Source organism: Cryobacterium algoricola (genome assembly GCF_004402485.1).
In the GTDB taxonomy this organism is placed as follows: Bacteria; Actinomycetota; Actinomycetes; order Actinomycetales; family Microbacteriaceae; genus Cryobacterium; species Cryobacterium algoricola.
Genome location: NZ_SOFG01000004.1, coordinates 854,950 through 869,297, shown reverse-complemented (window position 1 = coordinate 869,297; position 14,348 = coordinate 854,950). Strand labels below are relative to the sequence as shown.

The following is a 14,348-nucleotide window of genomic DNA, read 5'->3' as shown; positions in this document are numbered from 1 at the left end:
GATTCGGGCCCGGCGTCTGGAGCTCAGGAACTCAGGAGCTCAGGAACTCAGTAACTCAGGAACGCAGGAACTCAGGAACGCAGGGCCAGAGTGAACGGCAACACGGCCGAGGTGCCCGCCCGGCGCAGCAGCCGCCCGGCGACGGTGAGGGTCCACCGGCTGTCGGCGAGGTCGTCGACCAGCAGCACCGGCTTGCCGGCGAACGGCGCCAGTGCCGCGGCGAGTTCTGCCCCGACCTCGAAACGGTTCCACACCGCGGCGAGGCGATAGGCGCTGTTGCCGCCGCTGCTGCCGTCCGGGCCGCCGCCGACCAGGTCGAGGGAGCCGAGCCAGGGCAGGCGCCCCGCTTCCGAGAGGGCGCGGGCGACAGAGGCGACGAGAAGCGGATGCCGCCGCGACGGCATGCTGATCACCGCGGCCGGTCGCTCCTCCCAGTTCCAGTCGGCGAGCACCCGCACGCAGGCGCTCGTCATCGCGGCGCTCGCCGCGGCATCCGCCGCCTGGACCGCGAAAAGGTCGCGCAGGGGCCCGCCCCAGCCGAGGTCGGTGAGCCGGGCGAGGGCGCGGCCCGCGGCGAGGCGCTCGCCCACCGGGATGTTGCCGCGCACGTCGACCCCGAGGCTCGCAACCCCGGTCGGCCACTGGGCGCGCGGTTCGAGTTCGACGCCGACCCGGTCGAGCGAGGCGGCGGCGGCGGAGGCGGCCGCCACGGCGACGTCGGACGGGTACCAGGCCGCCGTGCAGTTGTCGCAGCGACCGCAGGGCACCGCGGTGTCGTCGTCAAGGGCGCGCTGCAGGAATTCCATCCGGCAGCCGGTCGTGCGCTCGTAGTCGATCATCGACTGCTGTTCGGCGAGCCGGGCGGCGGCGATGCGCTCGTAGCGCACCTGGTCGTAGACCCAGGGCTGCCCGGTCGACACCCAGCCGCCGGTGACCCTGCGCACAGCGCCGTCGACGTCGAGGACCTTGAGCAACAGCTCGAGGGGGGAGCGCTTGAGGTCGACCCGCGCCTCGAGCGCCGGCGTCGAGAGTGGCCGCCCGCCCGCGTCGCCGAGGGCGCCGAGCACGGCCTCCGCCTTGTGCTCGCTCGGCATCGACGAGGTGGCGAAGTACTGCCAGATCGCCTCGTCCTCGATGCCGGGGAGCAGGAGCACGTCGGCGTTCTCGGTCGCGCGCCCGGCGCGGCCCACCTGCTGGTAGTACGCGACGGGGGAGGAGGGGGCGCCCAGGTGCAGCACGAAGCCGAGGTCCGGCTTGTCGAAGCCCATGCCGAGGGCGCTCGTGGCGACGAGGGCCTTGACCTCGTTGCGCTTGAGCATGCCCTCGGACTCCTCGCGTTCCGCGGTGTCGGTCTGGCCGGTGTACGCGCGGACGGCGTGACCGGCCTCGCGCAACAGCCGGGCGGTGTCCTCGGCCGCCGAGACGGTGAGGGTGTAGATGATGCCGCTGCCGGGCAGCTCATCGATGTGGCTGAGCAGCCACGCGAGCCGGGCTCGCGAGTCGGGCAGCCGCAGCACGCCGAGCCGCAGGGAGGCGCGCGCGAGCGGGCCGCGGATGGTGACGACGCCGGGCCCCGCCGGCTGACCTGCCGCCGATGCCGATGCCGACGCCGACGCCGCCGGCGCGAGCTGTTCCGCGACATCCGTCACGACGCGGCTGTTCGCCGTGGCCGTGGTCGCGAGCACCGGAACCCCGGCCGGCATCGTCGCGATGAGGTCGCGGAGCCGCCGGTAGTCCGGGCGGAAGTCGTGGCCCCAGTCGGAGATGCAGTGCGCCTCGTCGACGACGAGCAGGCCGACGCGGCTGATGAGCGCGGGCAGCTGCTCGTCGCGGAAGGATGGGTTGTTCAACCGTTCGGGGGACACCAGGAGCACGTCGACCTCGTCCCTGCGCAACTGCTCGAGCACACCGGCCCACTCGTGCGCGTTCGAGGAGTTGATCGACACCGCGCGCACGCCCGCGCGCGCCGCCGCGGCGACCTGGTCGCGCATCAGCGCGAGCAGCGGCGAGACGAGGATGGTCGGGCCAGCGCCCTGGCGGCGGAGCAGCAGGGTCGCGACGAAGTACACCGCCGACTTCCCCCAGCCGGTGCGCTGCACCACGAGCGCGCGGCGACGGTCGTCGACGAGGGTGGAGATGGCCTCGAACTGACCCTCGTGGAAGTCGGCGTCGTCGCGCCCCACAAGGGTGCGCAGAATCTCACGGGCGGATGCGCGGGTGTCGGTCCGGGTGTCGGTCATCGTCCCAGCTTCGCAGGTACCGCTGACAGTTCTGCCGGGACGCTCGGTAGGCTCGCAGCGTGAAGGTCACCCAGGAACTCGAATCCCGCATGCACCCCGACGCGATCGCCGGCTTCCGGCTCGTGCTCGCCGAGGCCCGTGTCAACGACACGATCCTGCTGCCCGAGCGGGCGATGCACCGGATGGTCGGACACGTCCAGTGGATCCTGCGCCGCGTCGGTACCGACGGCATCCGCCTCACCGATGCCGGCTACCTGCCGCCGGTCGATGTGCTCGCGGCGACGACGGAACTCGACTGGGGCTGGCCCGAGACGGTCAACCGCGAGGTGAACATGCTCCCGCTGCAGGAACTGCGCGACCACCTCCGCCGGGTCGGGCTGCTTCGGGTGAGCAAGGGCCGGCTCATGCTCACGAGCAGGGGACGCGCGCTCGCCGAGAACCCGCGCGAACTCTGGTGGCATCTCGCGCGCACCATCCGCACGAGCCGCTCGCCCGTTGAGGCGGATGCCACGAGCCTGCTCCTGGTGCTCATCGCCCGGCGAGGCTTCACCGAGGCCGCGCTCTTCCAGCAGGCCCTCGCGCTCGGCCTTGAGACCATCGGCTGGGGGCAGAAGAACGGCGAGCGCCTGTCGAAGGATGCCGCGTTCCAGGTCGTCCTCGGCAAGTGGCGGCTCCTCACGCACCTCGGCGTCTTCGACCGGAAGCCCGGGGACTACCGGCAGTGGACGATCACCCCCGGTGGGGCGGCCTTCGCCCGCGCGGCCCTGCAGAGCGAGGTCTAACGCGAGGCGCTCGTCCTGATCATCATCTCCAGGAGCGGCAGGAACGCCACCAGCTTGGCGATGGACAGCACCGTCGACCCGGTGAGGATGGCCGCCCACGCCCAGATCGGGGCGAGGCCCCGCCCGACGCGGTTGCGCACGACCACGGACCGTCCGATCACGTAGACGCCGGAGTAGAGGAATGCCCACGCCCAGTGGAACGGCCGCACGAACCCTGCGTTGATCAGGCGGCGCCGGTCGAAGTACGCGAGGGTGACCGTCGCGCCGTACACGGCGAGGCCGAGGAACTGGCCCAGCACATACTCCACGGTGTACGGGCTCCCGGACCGGCTGGTCATGGCCTGGTTGAAGATGGCCCCGAGGTCCATCGTGGCGAACGAGATCAGGGAGAGGACCGGCAGCAGGACGATGATCCAGATGTACGGGCCGTACACCGGCGTGTCCGGGCCGACGACGGTCGGCGCGATGCGTCCATAGACGGGAGGCTCCGGATACTGCAGGTCTTCGGTCCAGGCGACCCCGTTCCACCAGCGCCGGCGCGGTGTTCCCGCGGGATCCGGGTACCATCCCGCCGGGGGTGTCGCCACGGGCTGTGGAATGTAATTGCCTGATCCGTCGGTCATTGTGCCCCCACTTTGTCGCGTGCGGCCAGTCTAGGCCCTCCGCTACGGGACCAACGGGAAGTCGCGGACCTGGCCGGGGGAGAGCCAGGCGCCCTGGCCATCCACCCGAACCCGGATCGGCGGGGCGCCGCCGGCGCTGAGCGTCAGGCGCAGGCTCGTCGGCGTGAGCTCGATCCGGATCGGCTGCTCCCGGTAATTGATGCTGAAGGAGAACGCGCCGAGCTCCGCGGGGAGCACCGGGTGCAGCCAGAGGGTGTCGTCGCGGATCTCGAGGCCGCTGTAGCAGCGCACCATCATGTCCACAGAGCCCGCCATCGCGCCGAGATGGATGCCCTCGTGCGTCGTACCGCCCTGGATATCGGCGAGGTCGCTGTCCAGCGCCCGGGTCAGGAACTCCCAGGAACGCTCCCGGTCCCGACGGGCCTCCACCCAGGAGTGTACGACGTTGCTCAGGGTCGACCCGTGCGTCGACCGGGCTCCGTAGAAGGCGACCGTGGCCACGACGGCTTCCGGCGGCAGCGGGTAGCCCAGGTGGTGCAACAGGCTGCGCAGTTCCTCCGCCGAGAAGAGGTAGAGCAGCATCAGCACGTCTGCCTGTTTCGAGACCCGGTAGTTGGCGGTGCTGTCGCCCTCGGCGTTGAGGATCAGGTCGAGTCGGCCGATGTCGCCGTAGCGGGCGCGGTAGCCGGCCCAGTCGAACTCGGGGAGGCTCGCGTATCCCTCGAACTGGGCGGGCACGCCGCCCGGCAGGAAGGGCACCCGGAGCCGGCTGCCGATGTGCCGCCAGCGGTCGATCTCGCCGGGGCGCAACCCGAACCGGTTCCAGAGCGGGCGGCAACTCCGCCCGTTCAGGACGGCGACCGTGTCGACGGCCCGTGCCAGCACCCAGGCGGTCATCACGTTGGTATAGGTGTTGTTGCGCAGTCCGGTTCCCGGCGCTCCGGGAAGGCCGTCGTGGAACTCGTCCGGCCCCATCACTCCGGCGATGTCGAAGCGGTCGGCGCCCTCGTCGTAGGTCGCCAGGGACGCGAAGAACCTGGCCACTTCGAGCAGGAGCTCCGCGCCCTCGTGGATGAGGAACTCGACGTCCCCCGTGGCCTGATAGTGCGTCCACACGCTGTACGCGATGGCCAGCCCGACGTGGCGCTGGTTGTGGGAATGGTCGGGCATCCACTCGCCCGTGCGCGGGTTGAGCAGCTCTGTCGGAGTCACCTCGCGCCCGTCGATGCCGCTCTGCCAGGGGAACAGCGCGCCCTCGAAGCCGGCGGACTTCGCTGCGGCCCTGGCCTCGTCGAGGCGCCGGTAGCGGTACCCGAGCAGGGCGCGGCTGAGGTCGGGGCGGCGGAGCGTGAGCACCGGGTAGACGAAGGCCTCGTCCCAGAACACATGGCCCCGGTAGCCCTCACCCGTGAGGCCGCGGGCCGGGACGCCGGCGTCGAGGTCGGCGTCGACGCCGGCGAGGGTCTGCAGCACGTGGAACGTGTTCAGGTTGAGTGCCAGGGACTGGTGTTCATTGTCGTCCAGGGTCACCGCGAACTCGTCCCAGAGCCCGCGCCATTCCCGCTCGTGCGCGATCAGGAGGTCGGCGGGGTCGGCGACCCTGCGCATCCACGCCGTCACGGCGAAGGGCGCCGACACGACGGCCCGGTCCCTCGACGTGCCGACGATGACGGTCTTCTCCACCCGGACCGGGCGCCCCGGTTCGAGGTGCAGCTCGAACTCGTGCCCGACCCGGCCTGGCTCGCTGAGTAATCGCCGGGGCACCCCGATCTCGCGGGGGGCTCGTGACCGATCCGTGCCGGCCGGGTCACCCTCGACGACCCTGATCCGCGCCGCCATCGCGATGTGCACGCCGGAGACGGTGGTCTCCATTTCCAGCAGCACGGTCCGGGCGTCGACCTCGGCCTGGGTGCGCGGCATCAGGTGCGTGTTCGTGAGTGCGGCATCCGCCGCCACATTCCGATTCGCGACCCGGCCGTCGACGGCCGAACGCACCGTCACCGGGCCGGACCAGTCCGAGGCCTCGAAGGTCGTCTCGAGCACGGCGACGTGCGGGTCGGCCTGGGAGACGAAGCGCCGGGAGGTGATGGTCGTCGTGCGGGCGTCGGCGTCCCGCAGTCGGATGACCCTGGTCAGCAGGCCGCGCCGGAGGTCGAGTTCCTGCCGGTAGTCCAGGACTCCCGGATCGTCCGGCCGGAACCAGCCTGAGGTGCCGATGCGGAACGACAGGGCGAGCCAATTGGGGGCGTTGACCATGTGCTCGTCGTCGCGGGAATGGCTGCCGAGGTCGGTGTGCACCGGGTTGTAGACGCCGGCGAGGTAGGTGCCCGGGTAGTGCACGGCATCCGCTGACGACTCGGGGGCGGCACCCCGCGTGCCCCAGTACCCGTTGCCGAGGGCGCAGAGGGCTTCGCGGACCCCCTCGGTAGCCGGGTCGAAGCCCTCGAAGCGCAGCGTCCAGACGTCGTCGCCCCGGATGGCGCCCTCGACAATGCTCGGCCGGCCGATCGGGACCATGGCGCACCCTTCTGCTGTCGTCCGCCCGGCGTGAGCCCGCGTGCAGGGTGGTGGTCGGCCGGTGCTTGGATAGGAGGATGACCTTCGCACCGGATTCGAACCCAGAGTACATCGACGACCTCGCCGGCTTCATCGCCGCATCGCCGTCCTCGTACCACGCCGCCGCGGAACTCGCCCGGCGGCTCGAGGCGGGCGGATTCACCCGGCTCGACGAGCGCGACGAATGGCCCGGCAACGCCGAGGGCGCGGGCATCGGCGCGGTCTCGGCCGTGGCCAGGCGGCAGTTCATCGTCCGCGACGGCGCGGTCGTCGCCTGGGTGCAGCAGCCCGGCGCCGGCCCGGTGACGCCGTTCCGCATTCTCGGAGCGCACACCGATTCGCCCGGCTTCAAGCTCAAGCCGAAGCCGACCATCGGCAGCAAGGGCTGGCTGCAGGCCGGCGTGGAGGTCTACGGCGGCCCGCTGCTCAACTCCTGGCTCGACCGCGAGCTCGAGCTCGCCGGGCGGCTCGTCACCCGTGACGGCACGGAACACCTCGTGCGCACCGGCCCGTTCCTGCGCATCCCGCAGCTCGCCATCCACCTCGACCGCGATGCCAACAACGGCCTCACCCTCGACCGCCAGCGCCACCTGAACCCGGTCTACGGGGTCGGCGACCTCGCCGCGGCCGACCTGCTCGCCCACCTCGCCGGCCTGGCCGGGCTCGAGGCCGCGGATGTCGCCGGGTACGACCTCCTGACCGCCGACTCCGCGGCCCCCGCGCGTTTCGGCCTCGGCGGCACCCTCTTCGCCGCGGGACGCCTCGACAACCTCTCGTCCGTGCACGCGGGACTGGTCGCGCTGCTCGCGGTGGCCGACGACGACACGGCCGGTGTCGATTCGGCCGCCGGTGTGGTCCCGAGCACGAGCGTGCTCGCCGCGTTCGACCATGAGGAACTCGGTTCCCAGACCCGCTCCGGGGCGAGCGGGCCGCTTCTCGACGATGTCCTGACCCGGATCGGGGCCGGACTCGGGGCATCCGCCTCGGACAGGCTGCGCGCGTACGCCGGCTCCTGGTGCCTCTCGGCCGACGCCGGGCACCTCGTGCACCCGAACTACCCGGAGAAGCACGACCCGGCGAACCAGCCGGTGCCCGGCGCGGGCCCGCTGCTCAAGATCAACGCGACGCAGCGCTACGCGACGGATGCGGCCGGTGCCGCCCTCTGGTCCCGCACCTGCGCGCAGGCGGGCGTGGCCTACCAGGAGTTCGTGTCGAACAACACGGTCCCGTGCGGCTCCACGATCGGACCGCTCACCGCGACCCGGCTCGGCATCCACACCGTCGATGTGGGCATCGGGCTGCTGTCGATGCACTCCGCCCGCGAGCTCTGTCACGTGGCCGACCCGGTCGCGCTCAGCGCGGCGATCGGCGCCTTCTTCGCCCCGGAGGCCTGACCGCGGCCCGACGTGAGGGGAGCGGGATGCGTCCACTAGCGGATACTCTCACTATCGGATATTCTCAGTATCAGATAGTGTGAGTATCTGATCGGACGGCGTGTGCCGTCCCGAAGGAGGATCCCGTGACCACCCAGCTTGTCGTCGGCGCCGGTTATCTCGGCAGGGCCCTTGCCCGTGCCCTTGTCGAGCGCGGAGACACCGTCACCGTCGCCACCCGTTCCGGCAGCACCGTCACAGGAGCGACGTCCCGCGTCGTCGACGCCTCGGACGTGGATGCCCTCGCTGCGGCGGCCGAGGGTGTTGCGACGATCTTCCTCGTCACCGGCCCCAGCCAGTACCACCGCTGGCCAGAGCTCTGGCCGCCGATGTTCCAGGCCGCGATCGAGGCCGCCCGCCGGTCCGGGGCCCGGCTCGTGCTGATGGGCAACCTCTACGGCTACGGCGAGGGCAGCCCGATGCCGATGACGGAGACGACGCCGCAGCATCCGACCGAGCCCAAGGGCCGGGTACGCACCGAGGGCTGGGAACTCGCCCTCGCCGCCGCGAAGCGGGGCGAGATCCAGGTCGTCGAGGTGCGCGCGAGCGACTACTTCGGCCCGGGCGCAGGCAAGACCTCCCAGCTGGGAAGCGCGTTCTTCGGTCCGCTCATCGCCGGAAAGACCGCCCGCGTCTTCGGGAGCCCCGACGCCGCGCACAGCTGGTGCTACCTGCCCGACATCGTCGCGACCCTCCTCGCAGCGGCGGACTACCGCGGGCCGTGGGGTCGCGCCTGGCACGTGCCGGCGGCCGAACCGCTGTCCCGCACCGAGCTTGCCGCCCGGGTCAACGCGCTCACGGGCAAGCGGGGGAGGCTCGCCAGACTGAGCCCCGCGCTGCTGCGCGTGCTGGGGGTGTTCGTGCCGTTCATTCGCGCCGCCAACGACTCCGACTATCAATTCACCGCTCCCTTCGTCGTCGACGCCGCCGAGACCGAACGGCTGCTCGGGGTCGCGGCCACGCCCTGGGACGAATCGCTCCCGGCGGTCGTTGCGAGCTATCGCGACCTCGCTGTCGCCGGCCCGCCTGCGACGGGCGCACGTCGATGAGAATGGCAGAGCTGAGCACCCGGAGCGGGACCCCCGTTGCGACGATCAAGTACTACCAGCGCGAGAACATCCTCGCGGGCGGTGCGCACTCCGGGCCGAACCAGGCGCTGTACTCGGAGACGCACCTCGACCGCATCCGCCTGATTCGCGGCCTGACCGAGGTCGGCGGGCTGAGCGTCGCCGCCGTCCGGCGGGTGCTCGAGGCCATCGATTCCGAGCGGTCGCTGCAAGAGACGTTCGAGATCGCCCAGCAGTCCGTCTCGGCCACGATCGACCCGTCCACGGTGAGCGCGGAAGCCTTGGCCCGGGTGGACGCCCTCACCGCCGGCTGGCATGTCTCGGCGGCGAACCCCGGCCGACTGGCCGCGGCTCGGGTCGTCGACACCTTCGCCGAGGTCGGGCAGGTCGACGCCCGCGGCTGGTTCGACCGCTACGCAGCCGCCGCCCTGCTGGCCGCCGAGGCCGACATCGACGAACTGGATGCCCGGGTCGACCGGGCAGCGAAGGGCGAGACCGTCGTCGTCGGCACCGTTCTCGGCGACAAGCTCTTCTCCGGCCTCCGCCGCGCCGCGCAGGAACACATCTCCGCCCTGCGCTACAGCGTTCCGCTGGACGGGGCACCCGAGCCCGCACCAGACCAGACGTCCTGAACATCGCACGACCGCACGAGGCACGACCGCACGACCGCACGACCGCACGAGCTACGGCACCGCCACCGACAGAGCACCACGCGACAGAACAGGGAGCGCCCCATGAACACCCCCGAGTTTCCAGAGACCCCGACGTCCGGCCTCGCGGCACCGTCGGCATCCGCCGCCGCCCGTCGACGACCGACCACAGCCTGGCCCGCGCTGCGCACCCTCACCTGGCATCGACCACTGCTCGCGGCGTCCGCCGCCATGGCGGTACTCGTGGTGGTCTGCCTGGTCGGGCTGCTGGTGGATCAGCGCACCCTCACCGGCTCGCCGATCTGGGCCAAGCCGCTCAAGTTCTCGATCAGCGTGCTCGTCTACGCGGCGAGCCTCGCCTGGCTGCTCGGGCTCCTCTCCGCACGCCGGCGCCGACTGGCCTGGTGGATCGGCACGGTATCGACGATCGGGCTCGTCATCGAAATGGTGATCATCGTCGGCGCCGCGGCAGTCGGCATCACGAGCCACTTCAATGTGTCCACCCCGGTGTCCACGACACTCTGGTCGGTGATGGCTTTCTCGATCGTGGTCGTCTGGATGGCCGCCCTCGTCGCCGCGGTGCTGCTGTTCCGCACGGACCTCGGCGATCCGGCCCGGTCGCTTGCGATCCGGGCAGGCACCGTGATCGCCGTGATCGGGATGGGACTCGCGTTCCTGATGACCGGGCCGACCGCCGCGCAGCTCGACGCCTTCCAGGGCATCGTCGGTGCGCACACCGTCGGCGTCCCCGACGGTGGCCCGGGGCTGCCGTTCCTCGGCTGGAGCACCGTCGCGGGTGACCTGCGGATCCCGCACTTCGTCGGCATGCACGCCCTCCAGGTGATCCCGCTCACGGTCCTGCTGCTCGAGGTGCTCGCCTCCCGGCTGGCCGTGCTGCGTGACCGGGTGGTGCGGTCGCGGCTCATCTGGCTCGTGATCGGGCTCTACCTCGGCGTGCTCGCGATCCTGACCGGCCAGGCGCTCGCGGGGCAGTCGATCGTGCGCCCGGACGCGCTCGTGACGACCCTCACCGTCGCGCTCGTCGCCGTCGGCGCGGTGGCGGCGACGCTCGTACTGTCCGCCGCCTCCCGCGCCACCCTGTCACCGACGGATGCTGCAGCACCGGAGACCGGGCCCGCGCCGGTTTCGGCAGCCCGCGCCCGCCGTTCCGCTAGCAGCCTGCCGAAACCGTAGCGGGCGTGCCGGTCTCCGCGTCAGGGCGCGGATGCCGCCTGCGCGCCCTCGCCCTGAGGTGTCGCAGATCGAGGTTGATCGGTCCCGGGAACGTCGATCTGCGGCACCTCAGCGCCGGCGTTTGGCGTGAGGCGAGCACGGGCGATGCGGTCGAGGCGAGTCCGGGCGGCGTCCTCCGACGTCGAGGAGGCGCCGAGCAGCATCCGCACGATGCCGAGCACGGCCCCGGTCGCCCAGACAACCGGGAACACCGAGCGGCGCAGGCCGAGCAGCCGTCGGTACTCGAGGGGCAGCGAGGCGACCGCACCAGCGAACATCACCCGGTAGAACGGCAGCATCCCGCGCCGAAGCGGAGGATTGCGGATGAAACGCACCGCCTCGGAGACGCGCTCGTCGCTTTTCAGCACCCCGGCATCCGTGAAGGCGGCCAACTGGGCGTTGAGCTCTGCCGCCGATCGTGGCGGGTCCTGCACGCCCACGAGTTCGCCGGCCTTCGCCCACTCGCGCACGTACCCGTCTGCGCCGCCCGGGATGCTGCCGCCCCACAGCTTGTGCGACTCGAGGAACGCATCCGTGAAGACGATGTGCACCCAGGAGAGCAACTCGGGGTCCCCGGCGGCGTATGGTCGCGAGACTCCCGCCGCATCGAGGTAGGTGCCGGCCACCCGGTCGTGGAAGCGGCCGACCCGGGTCGATTCCTCGGTCGCGACGGTCGTGTCGGCGAAGGTCACGGTCACGAGCCACTGGATCGTGCCGGAAAGGCGCCCGAGCGGATCCTCTTTGTACCGCGACCAGTCGTGAACCCCGGCCATCGCGCCCGGGTGCAGGGTCTGCATCAACAGCGCGCGGATCCCGGCGACCATCGTCGCCATGCCGCCGTGCACAGCCCACGCGGCCGATTCTGGCCCGAAGAAGCCGGCGTCGTCGCCGCGTTCCATCTTCTCCACCCAGGAGGGCCGTCCTTCTGAATTCCCGGACAGCGTCGAGAGAAGATGCGACCGCCAGCTGTCCGTGAACCTGCTCATACCCGAGGCTAACCACAGCTCGCTGGGCATCCGCCCCGAACAGCACGACCGGCGGAAACCGCCGCGATCGCCCGGCCCTAGACTCACCACCATGCCGGTGTCCCGATTCCTGTTCGCCGACCAGCTCGGACCGCATTTCGACGACGGCGGACCGATCGTGCTGGTCGAGGCCGTCGGCGTCCTGGGCCGTCGGCCGTACCACCGGGCGAAGGCGCACTTGATCCTCAGCGCGCTGCGGCACCGGGCGCGGGAACTCGGCGACCGGGTGGAATTCCTGCGCGCCGAGCACTATCGCGACGTGCTCTCCGGCCGCCCGCTCGAGGTGATCGATCCCACCAGCTGGGGAGCCCGGGCGCTCGTCGCCGAACTCGGGGCCGACGTGCTGCCCAGTCGGGGTTTCGTCACGAGCGAGACCGACTTCGCGGAGTGGGCGGCGGGCCGACCGGCCTCCCGGCTCGTGCTCGAACAGTTCTACCGCTCGGTGCGTGCCCGGACCGGCGTCCTGATGCGCGGCCCCGACCCCGAGGGCGGCCGGTTCAACTTCGATCACGACAACCGCCGGCCGCCACCCCGTGGGGCCGTCGGCCTGGGCCTGCCCGACCCGTGGACCCCGGTCGAAGACGACATCGATGCCGAGGTTCGCCGCGACCTCGACCGGCTGCAGGCGGATGGCCGGATCACCCTGATCGGCAGGGACGGACCGCGACGCTTCGCCGCGACCCGGGCCGAAGCGCTCGCCGCCCTCGACGACTTCATCGAGACCCGGCTGAACGACTTCGGTCCCTTCGAGGACGCGTCATTGCGCGGAGACGATGCGATGGCGCACTCCCGCCTGAGCGTCCCGCTGAACCTGGGCCTGTTGCACCCGCAGGAGGTGATCGATGCGGTCGTCGCCGCCCACGCGAGCGGCGCGGCGCCGCTCCAGAGCGTCGAGGCCGTCGTCCGTCAGCTGATGGGCTGGCGGGACTGGGTCTGGCACCTCTACTGGCACCTCGGGCCCGACTATGTGGGCGGCAGCAATTTCCTCGGCGCCCACGAGCCGCTGCCCCGGTCGTTCCGTGAGCTCGACGGGTCCGGCGTGCGTGCGGCCTGTGTCAGCCACGTACTGAACGCCGTCGCCGACACCGGCTGGGCCCATCACATCCAGCGCTTGATGATCCTGGGCAACCAGGCCCTGCAGCGCGGCTACCACCCCGGCGAACTGAACGACTGGTTCATCGCGGCGTTCGTGGACGGGACACCGTGGGTGATGCCGGCCAACGTCGTCGGGATGTCCCAGCATGCCGACGGCGGTATTGTCGCGACCAAGCCGTACGCGTCGGGCGGCGCCTACATCTCGTCGATGAGCGATTTCTGCGGCGGCTGCCCGTTCAACTCGAAGAAACGGCTCGGCGAGGACGCCTGCCCGTTCACGGCCGGGTACTGGGCCTTCCTCGACCGGGTCGAGCCGCGCATCCGCGGCAATCACCGGATGAGCCAGCCGCTCGCCGGACTGCGTCGTCTCGCCGACCGTGACGCCGTCGTCGCGCAGGAGCGCTCCCGCACTGTGTGGTGACCTCTCGGGCGCTGCGGGGCGTTAGATTCGGGGAGAGGGCTCCGGCGGCCGGGGTGCGAGACGGAGGAAACCAGGATGAAGATCGAGAACGTCGAACTGCGCCGGGTGCGCCTGCCGCTCGTCAGCCCGTTCCGCACCTCCTTCGGCTCGGTGTCCGAGCGTGAGGCACTCCTCGTGCACGTGAGCACGGCGGATGCCGAGGGCTGGGCCGAATGCGCCGCGGAGGCCGAGCCCCTCTACAGCTCGGAGTTCCTCGACGGCTGCGAACTCGTGATCCGCGACCACCTCGCCCCGCGGCTCAACGCGGCCGGCGAACGCCTCACCGCCGAGCGGGTCGCACCGGCGCTCGCCGCGGTCAAAGGGCACCGGATGTCCAAGGCCGCCCTCGAGACCGCGATCCTCGACGCCCAGCTCCGCACCTCGGGAGTCTCGTTCGGGGGCTACCTCGGAGCGGTGCACGACCTCGTGCCTGCCGGGGTCTCGGTCGGAATCATGGACTCGATCGACCGGCTCCTCACCGCGGTCGAGGGCTACCTCGCCGAGGGGTACCTCCGGATCAAGCTCAAGATCGAGCCGGGCTGGGACCTCGCTCCCGTGCGCGCCGTGCGCGAACGATTCGGACCTGACGTGCTGCTCCAGGTCGACGCGAACACCGCGTACACACTCGCTGACGCCCGCCACCTCGCCCGCCTCGACCCGTTCGACCTGCTCCTGATCGAACAGCCGCTCTTCGAGGACGACATGCTCGGGCACGCTGCCCTCGCGAGACTCATCCAGACTCCGGTCTGCCTCGACGAATCGATCGAGTCGGCCAGGGACGCCGCCGCAGCGATCTCCCTCGGCGCGTGCAGCATCATCAACGTCAAGCCCTCCCGGGTCGGCGGGTACCTCGAGGCCAGGCGGATCCACGACGTCGCGGCCGCCCACGGCGTCCCGGTGTGGTGCGGCGGCATGCTCGAAACCGGCATCGGCCGGGCGGCGAACGTAGCGCTCGCGGGGCTGCCCAACTTCGTCCTGCCGGGAGACACCTCCGCCTCGAGCCGCTACTACGCCCAGGACCTGACGAAGCCGTTCGTGCTCGAGGACGGCCACCTCCGCGTCCCCGCCGGTCCCGGCATCGGCGTGGAGGTGCTGCCCGACGTGCTCCACGACCTCACCGTGTCGAGTTCGGACATCCGTTTCTGATCCACCCGCACAGCGGAAGTCCTCGACCTGCGCGGTCA

General features: G+C 71.2%; 11 protein-coding genes. 7 read left to right on the top strand and 4 right to left on the bottom strand.

Annotated features, from left to right (window positions below):
- Positions 1-71: 71 nt before the first annotated feature.
- Positions 72-2,240 (bottom strand): RecQ family ATP-dependent DNA helicase, encoded by a 2,169-nt coding sequence (locus tag E3O44_RS04440; RefSeq protein WP_134532820.1) that lies wholly within the window; start codon positions 2,238-2,240, stop codon positions 72-74.
- Positions 2,241-2,299: 59 nt separating this feature from the next.
- Here E3O44_RS04440 and E3O44_RS19125 point away from each other — a divergent pair, with 59 nt between their 5' ends.
- A complete protein-coding gene (locus E3O44_RS19125; protein WP_166792532.1) occupies positions 2,300-3,022 on the top strand; it encodes a hypothetical protein in 723 nt (240 codons plus the stop codon).
- Here E3O44_RS19125 and E3O44_RS04430 read toward each other — a convergent pair.
- Positions 3,019-3,609: a DUF2510 domain-containing protein gene (locus E3O44_RS04430; protein WP_166792531.1), complete on the bottom strand. Its 591-nt coding sequence runs from the start codon at positions 3,607-3,609 to the stop codon at positions 3,019-3,021. The two genes, E3O44_RS19125 and E3O44_RS04430, sit on opposite strands and share 4 nt — an antisense overlap.
- A 78-nt stretch (positions 3,610-3,687) precedes the next feature.
- The gene (locus tag E3O44_RS04425; RefSeq protein WP_134532816.1) at positions 3,688-6,162 is read right to left on the bottom strand and encodes a glycoside hydrolase family 65 protein; all 2,475 of its coding nucleotides are present in this window, start codon (positions 6,160-6,162) and stop codon (positions 3,688-3,690) included.
- A 77-nt stretch (positions 6,163-6,239) separates the two neighbouring features.
- On the opposite strand from E3O44_RS04425, the gene E3O44_RS04420 reads away from it, so the two are divergent.
- The 4 genes from E3O44_RS04420 to E3O44_RS04405 all read left to right on the top strand — a co-directional run bounded on the left by E3O44_RS04420 (position 6,240) and on the right by E3O44_RS04405 (position 10,545).
- The gene (locus tag E3O44_RS04420) at positions 6,240-7,595 is read left to right on the top strand and encodes a M18 family aminopeptidase (RefSeq protein ID WP_134532815.1); all 1,356 of its coding nucleotides are present in this window, start codon (positions 6,240-6,242) and stop codon (positions 7,593-7,595) included.
- Between the two features lie 125 nt (positions 7,596-7,720).
- Entirely contained in the window at positions 7,721-8,683 is a 963-nt protein-coding gene (locus tag E3O44_RS04415; protein ID WP_134532813.1) for an NAD-dependent epimerase/dehydratase family protein, read from the top strand.
- Between the two features lie 2 nt (positions 8,684-8,685).
- Complete coding sequence (locus E3O44_RS04410) at positions 8,686-9,333, top strand: MerR family transcriptional regulator (protein ID WP_198415865.1); 648 nt, start codon at positions 8,686-8,688, stop codon at positions 9,331-9,333.
- 102 nt (positions 9,334-9,435) lie between these two features.
- Complete coding sequence (locus E3O44_RS04405) at positions 9,436-10,545, top strand: hypothetical protein (protein WP_174775025.1); 1,110 nt, start codon at positions 9,436-9,438, stop codon at positions 10,543-10,545.
- Positions 10,546-10,565: 20 nt separating this feature from the next.
- Here the strand turns inward: E3O44_RS04405 and E3O44_RS04400 are convergent, their stop codons facing one another.
- Positions 10,566-11,570: an oxygenase MpaB family protein gene (locus E3O44_RS04400; RefSeq protein WP_134532809.1), complete on the bottom strand. Its 1,005-nt coding sequence runs from the start codon at positions 11,568-11,570 to the stop codon at positions 10,566-10,568.
- Between the two features lie 91 nt (positions 11,571-11,661).
- Here E3O44_RS04400 and E3O44_RS04395 point away from each other — a divergent pair, with 91 nt between their 5' ends.
- Positions 11,662-13,125 carry a cryptochrome/photolyase family protein gene (locus E3O44_RS04395; protein ID WP_134532807.1) on the top strand — a complete coding sequence of 488 codons (1,464 nt, stop codon included), beginning with the start codon at positions 11,662-11,664 and terminating at the stop codon, positions 13,123-13,125.
- A 75-nt stretch (positions 13,126-13,200) separates the two neighbouring features.
- Entirely contained in the window at positions 13,201-14,310 is a 1,110-nt protein-coding gene (gene menC, locus E3O44_RS04390) for an o-succinylbenzoate synthase (RefSeq protein ID WP_134532805.1), read from the top strand.
- Positions 14,311-14,348 lie beyond the last annotated feature (38 nt).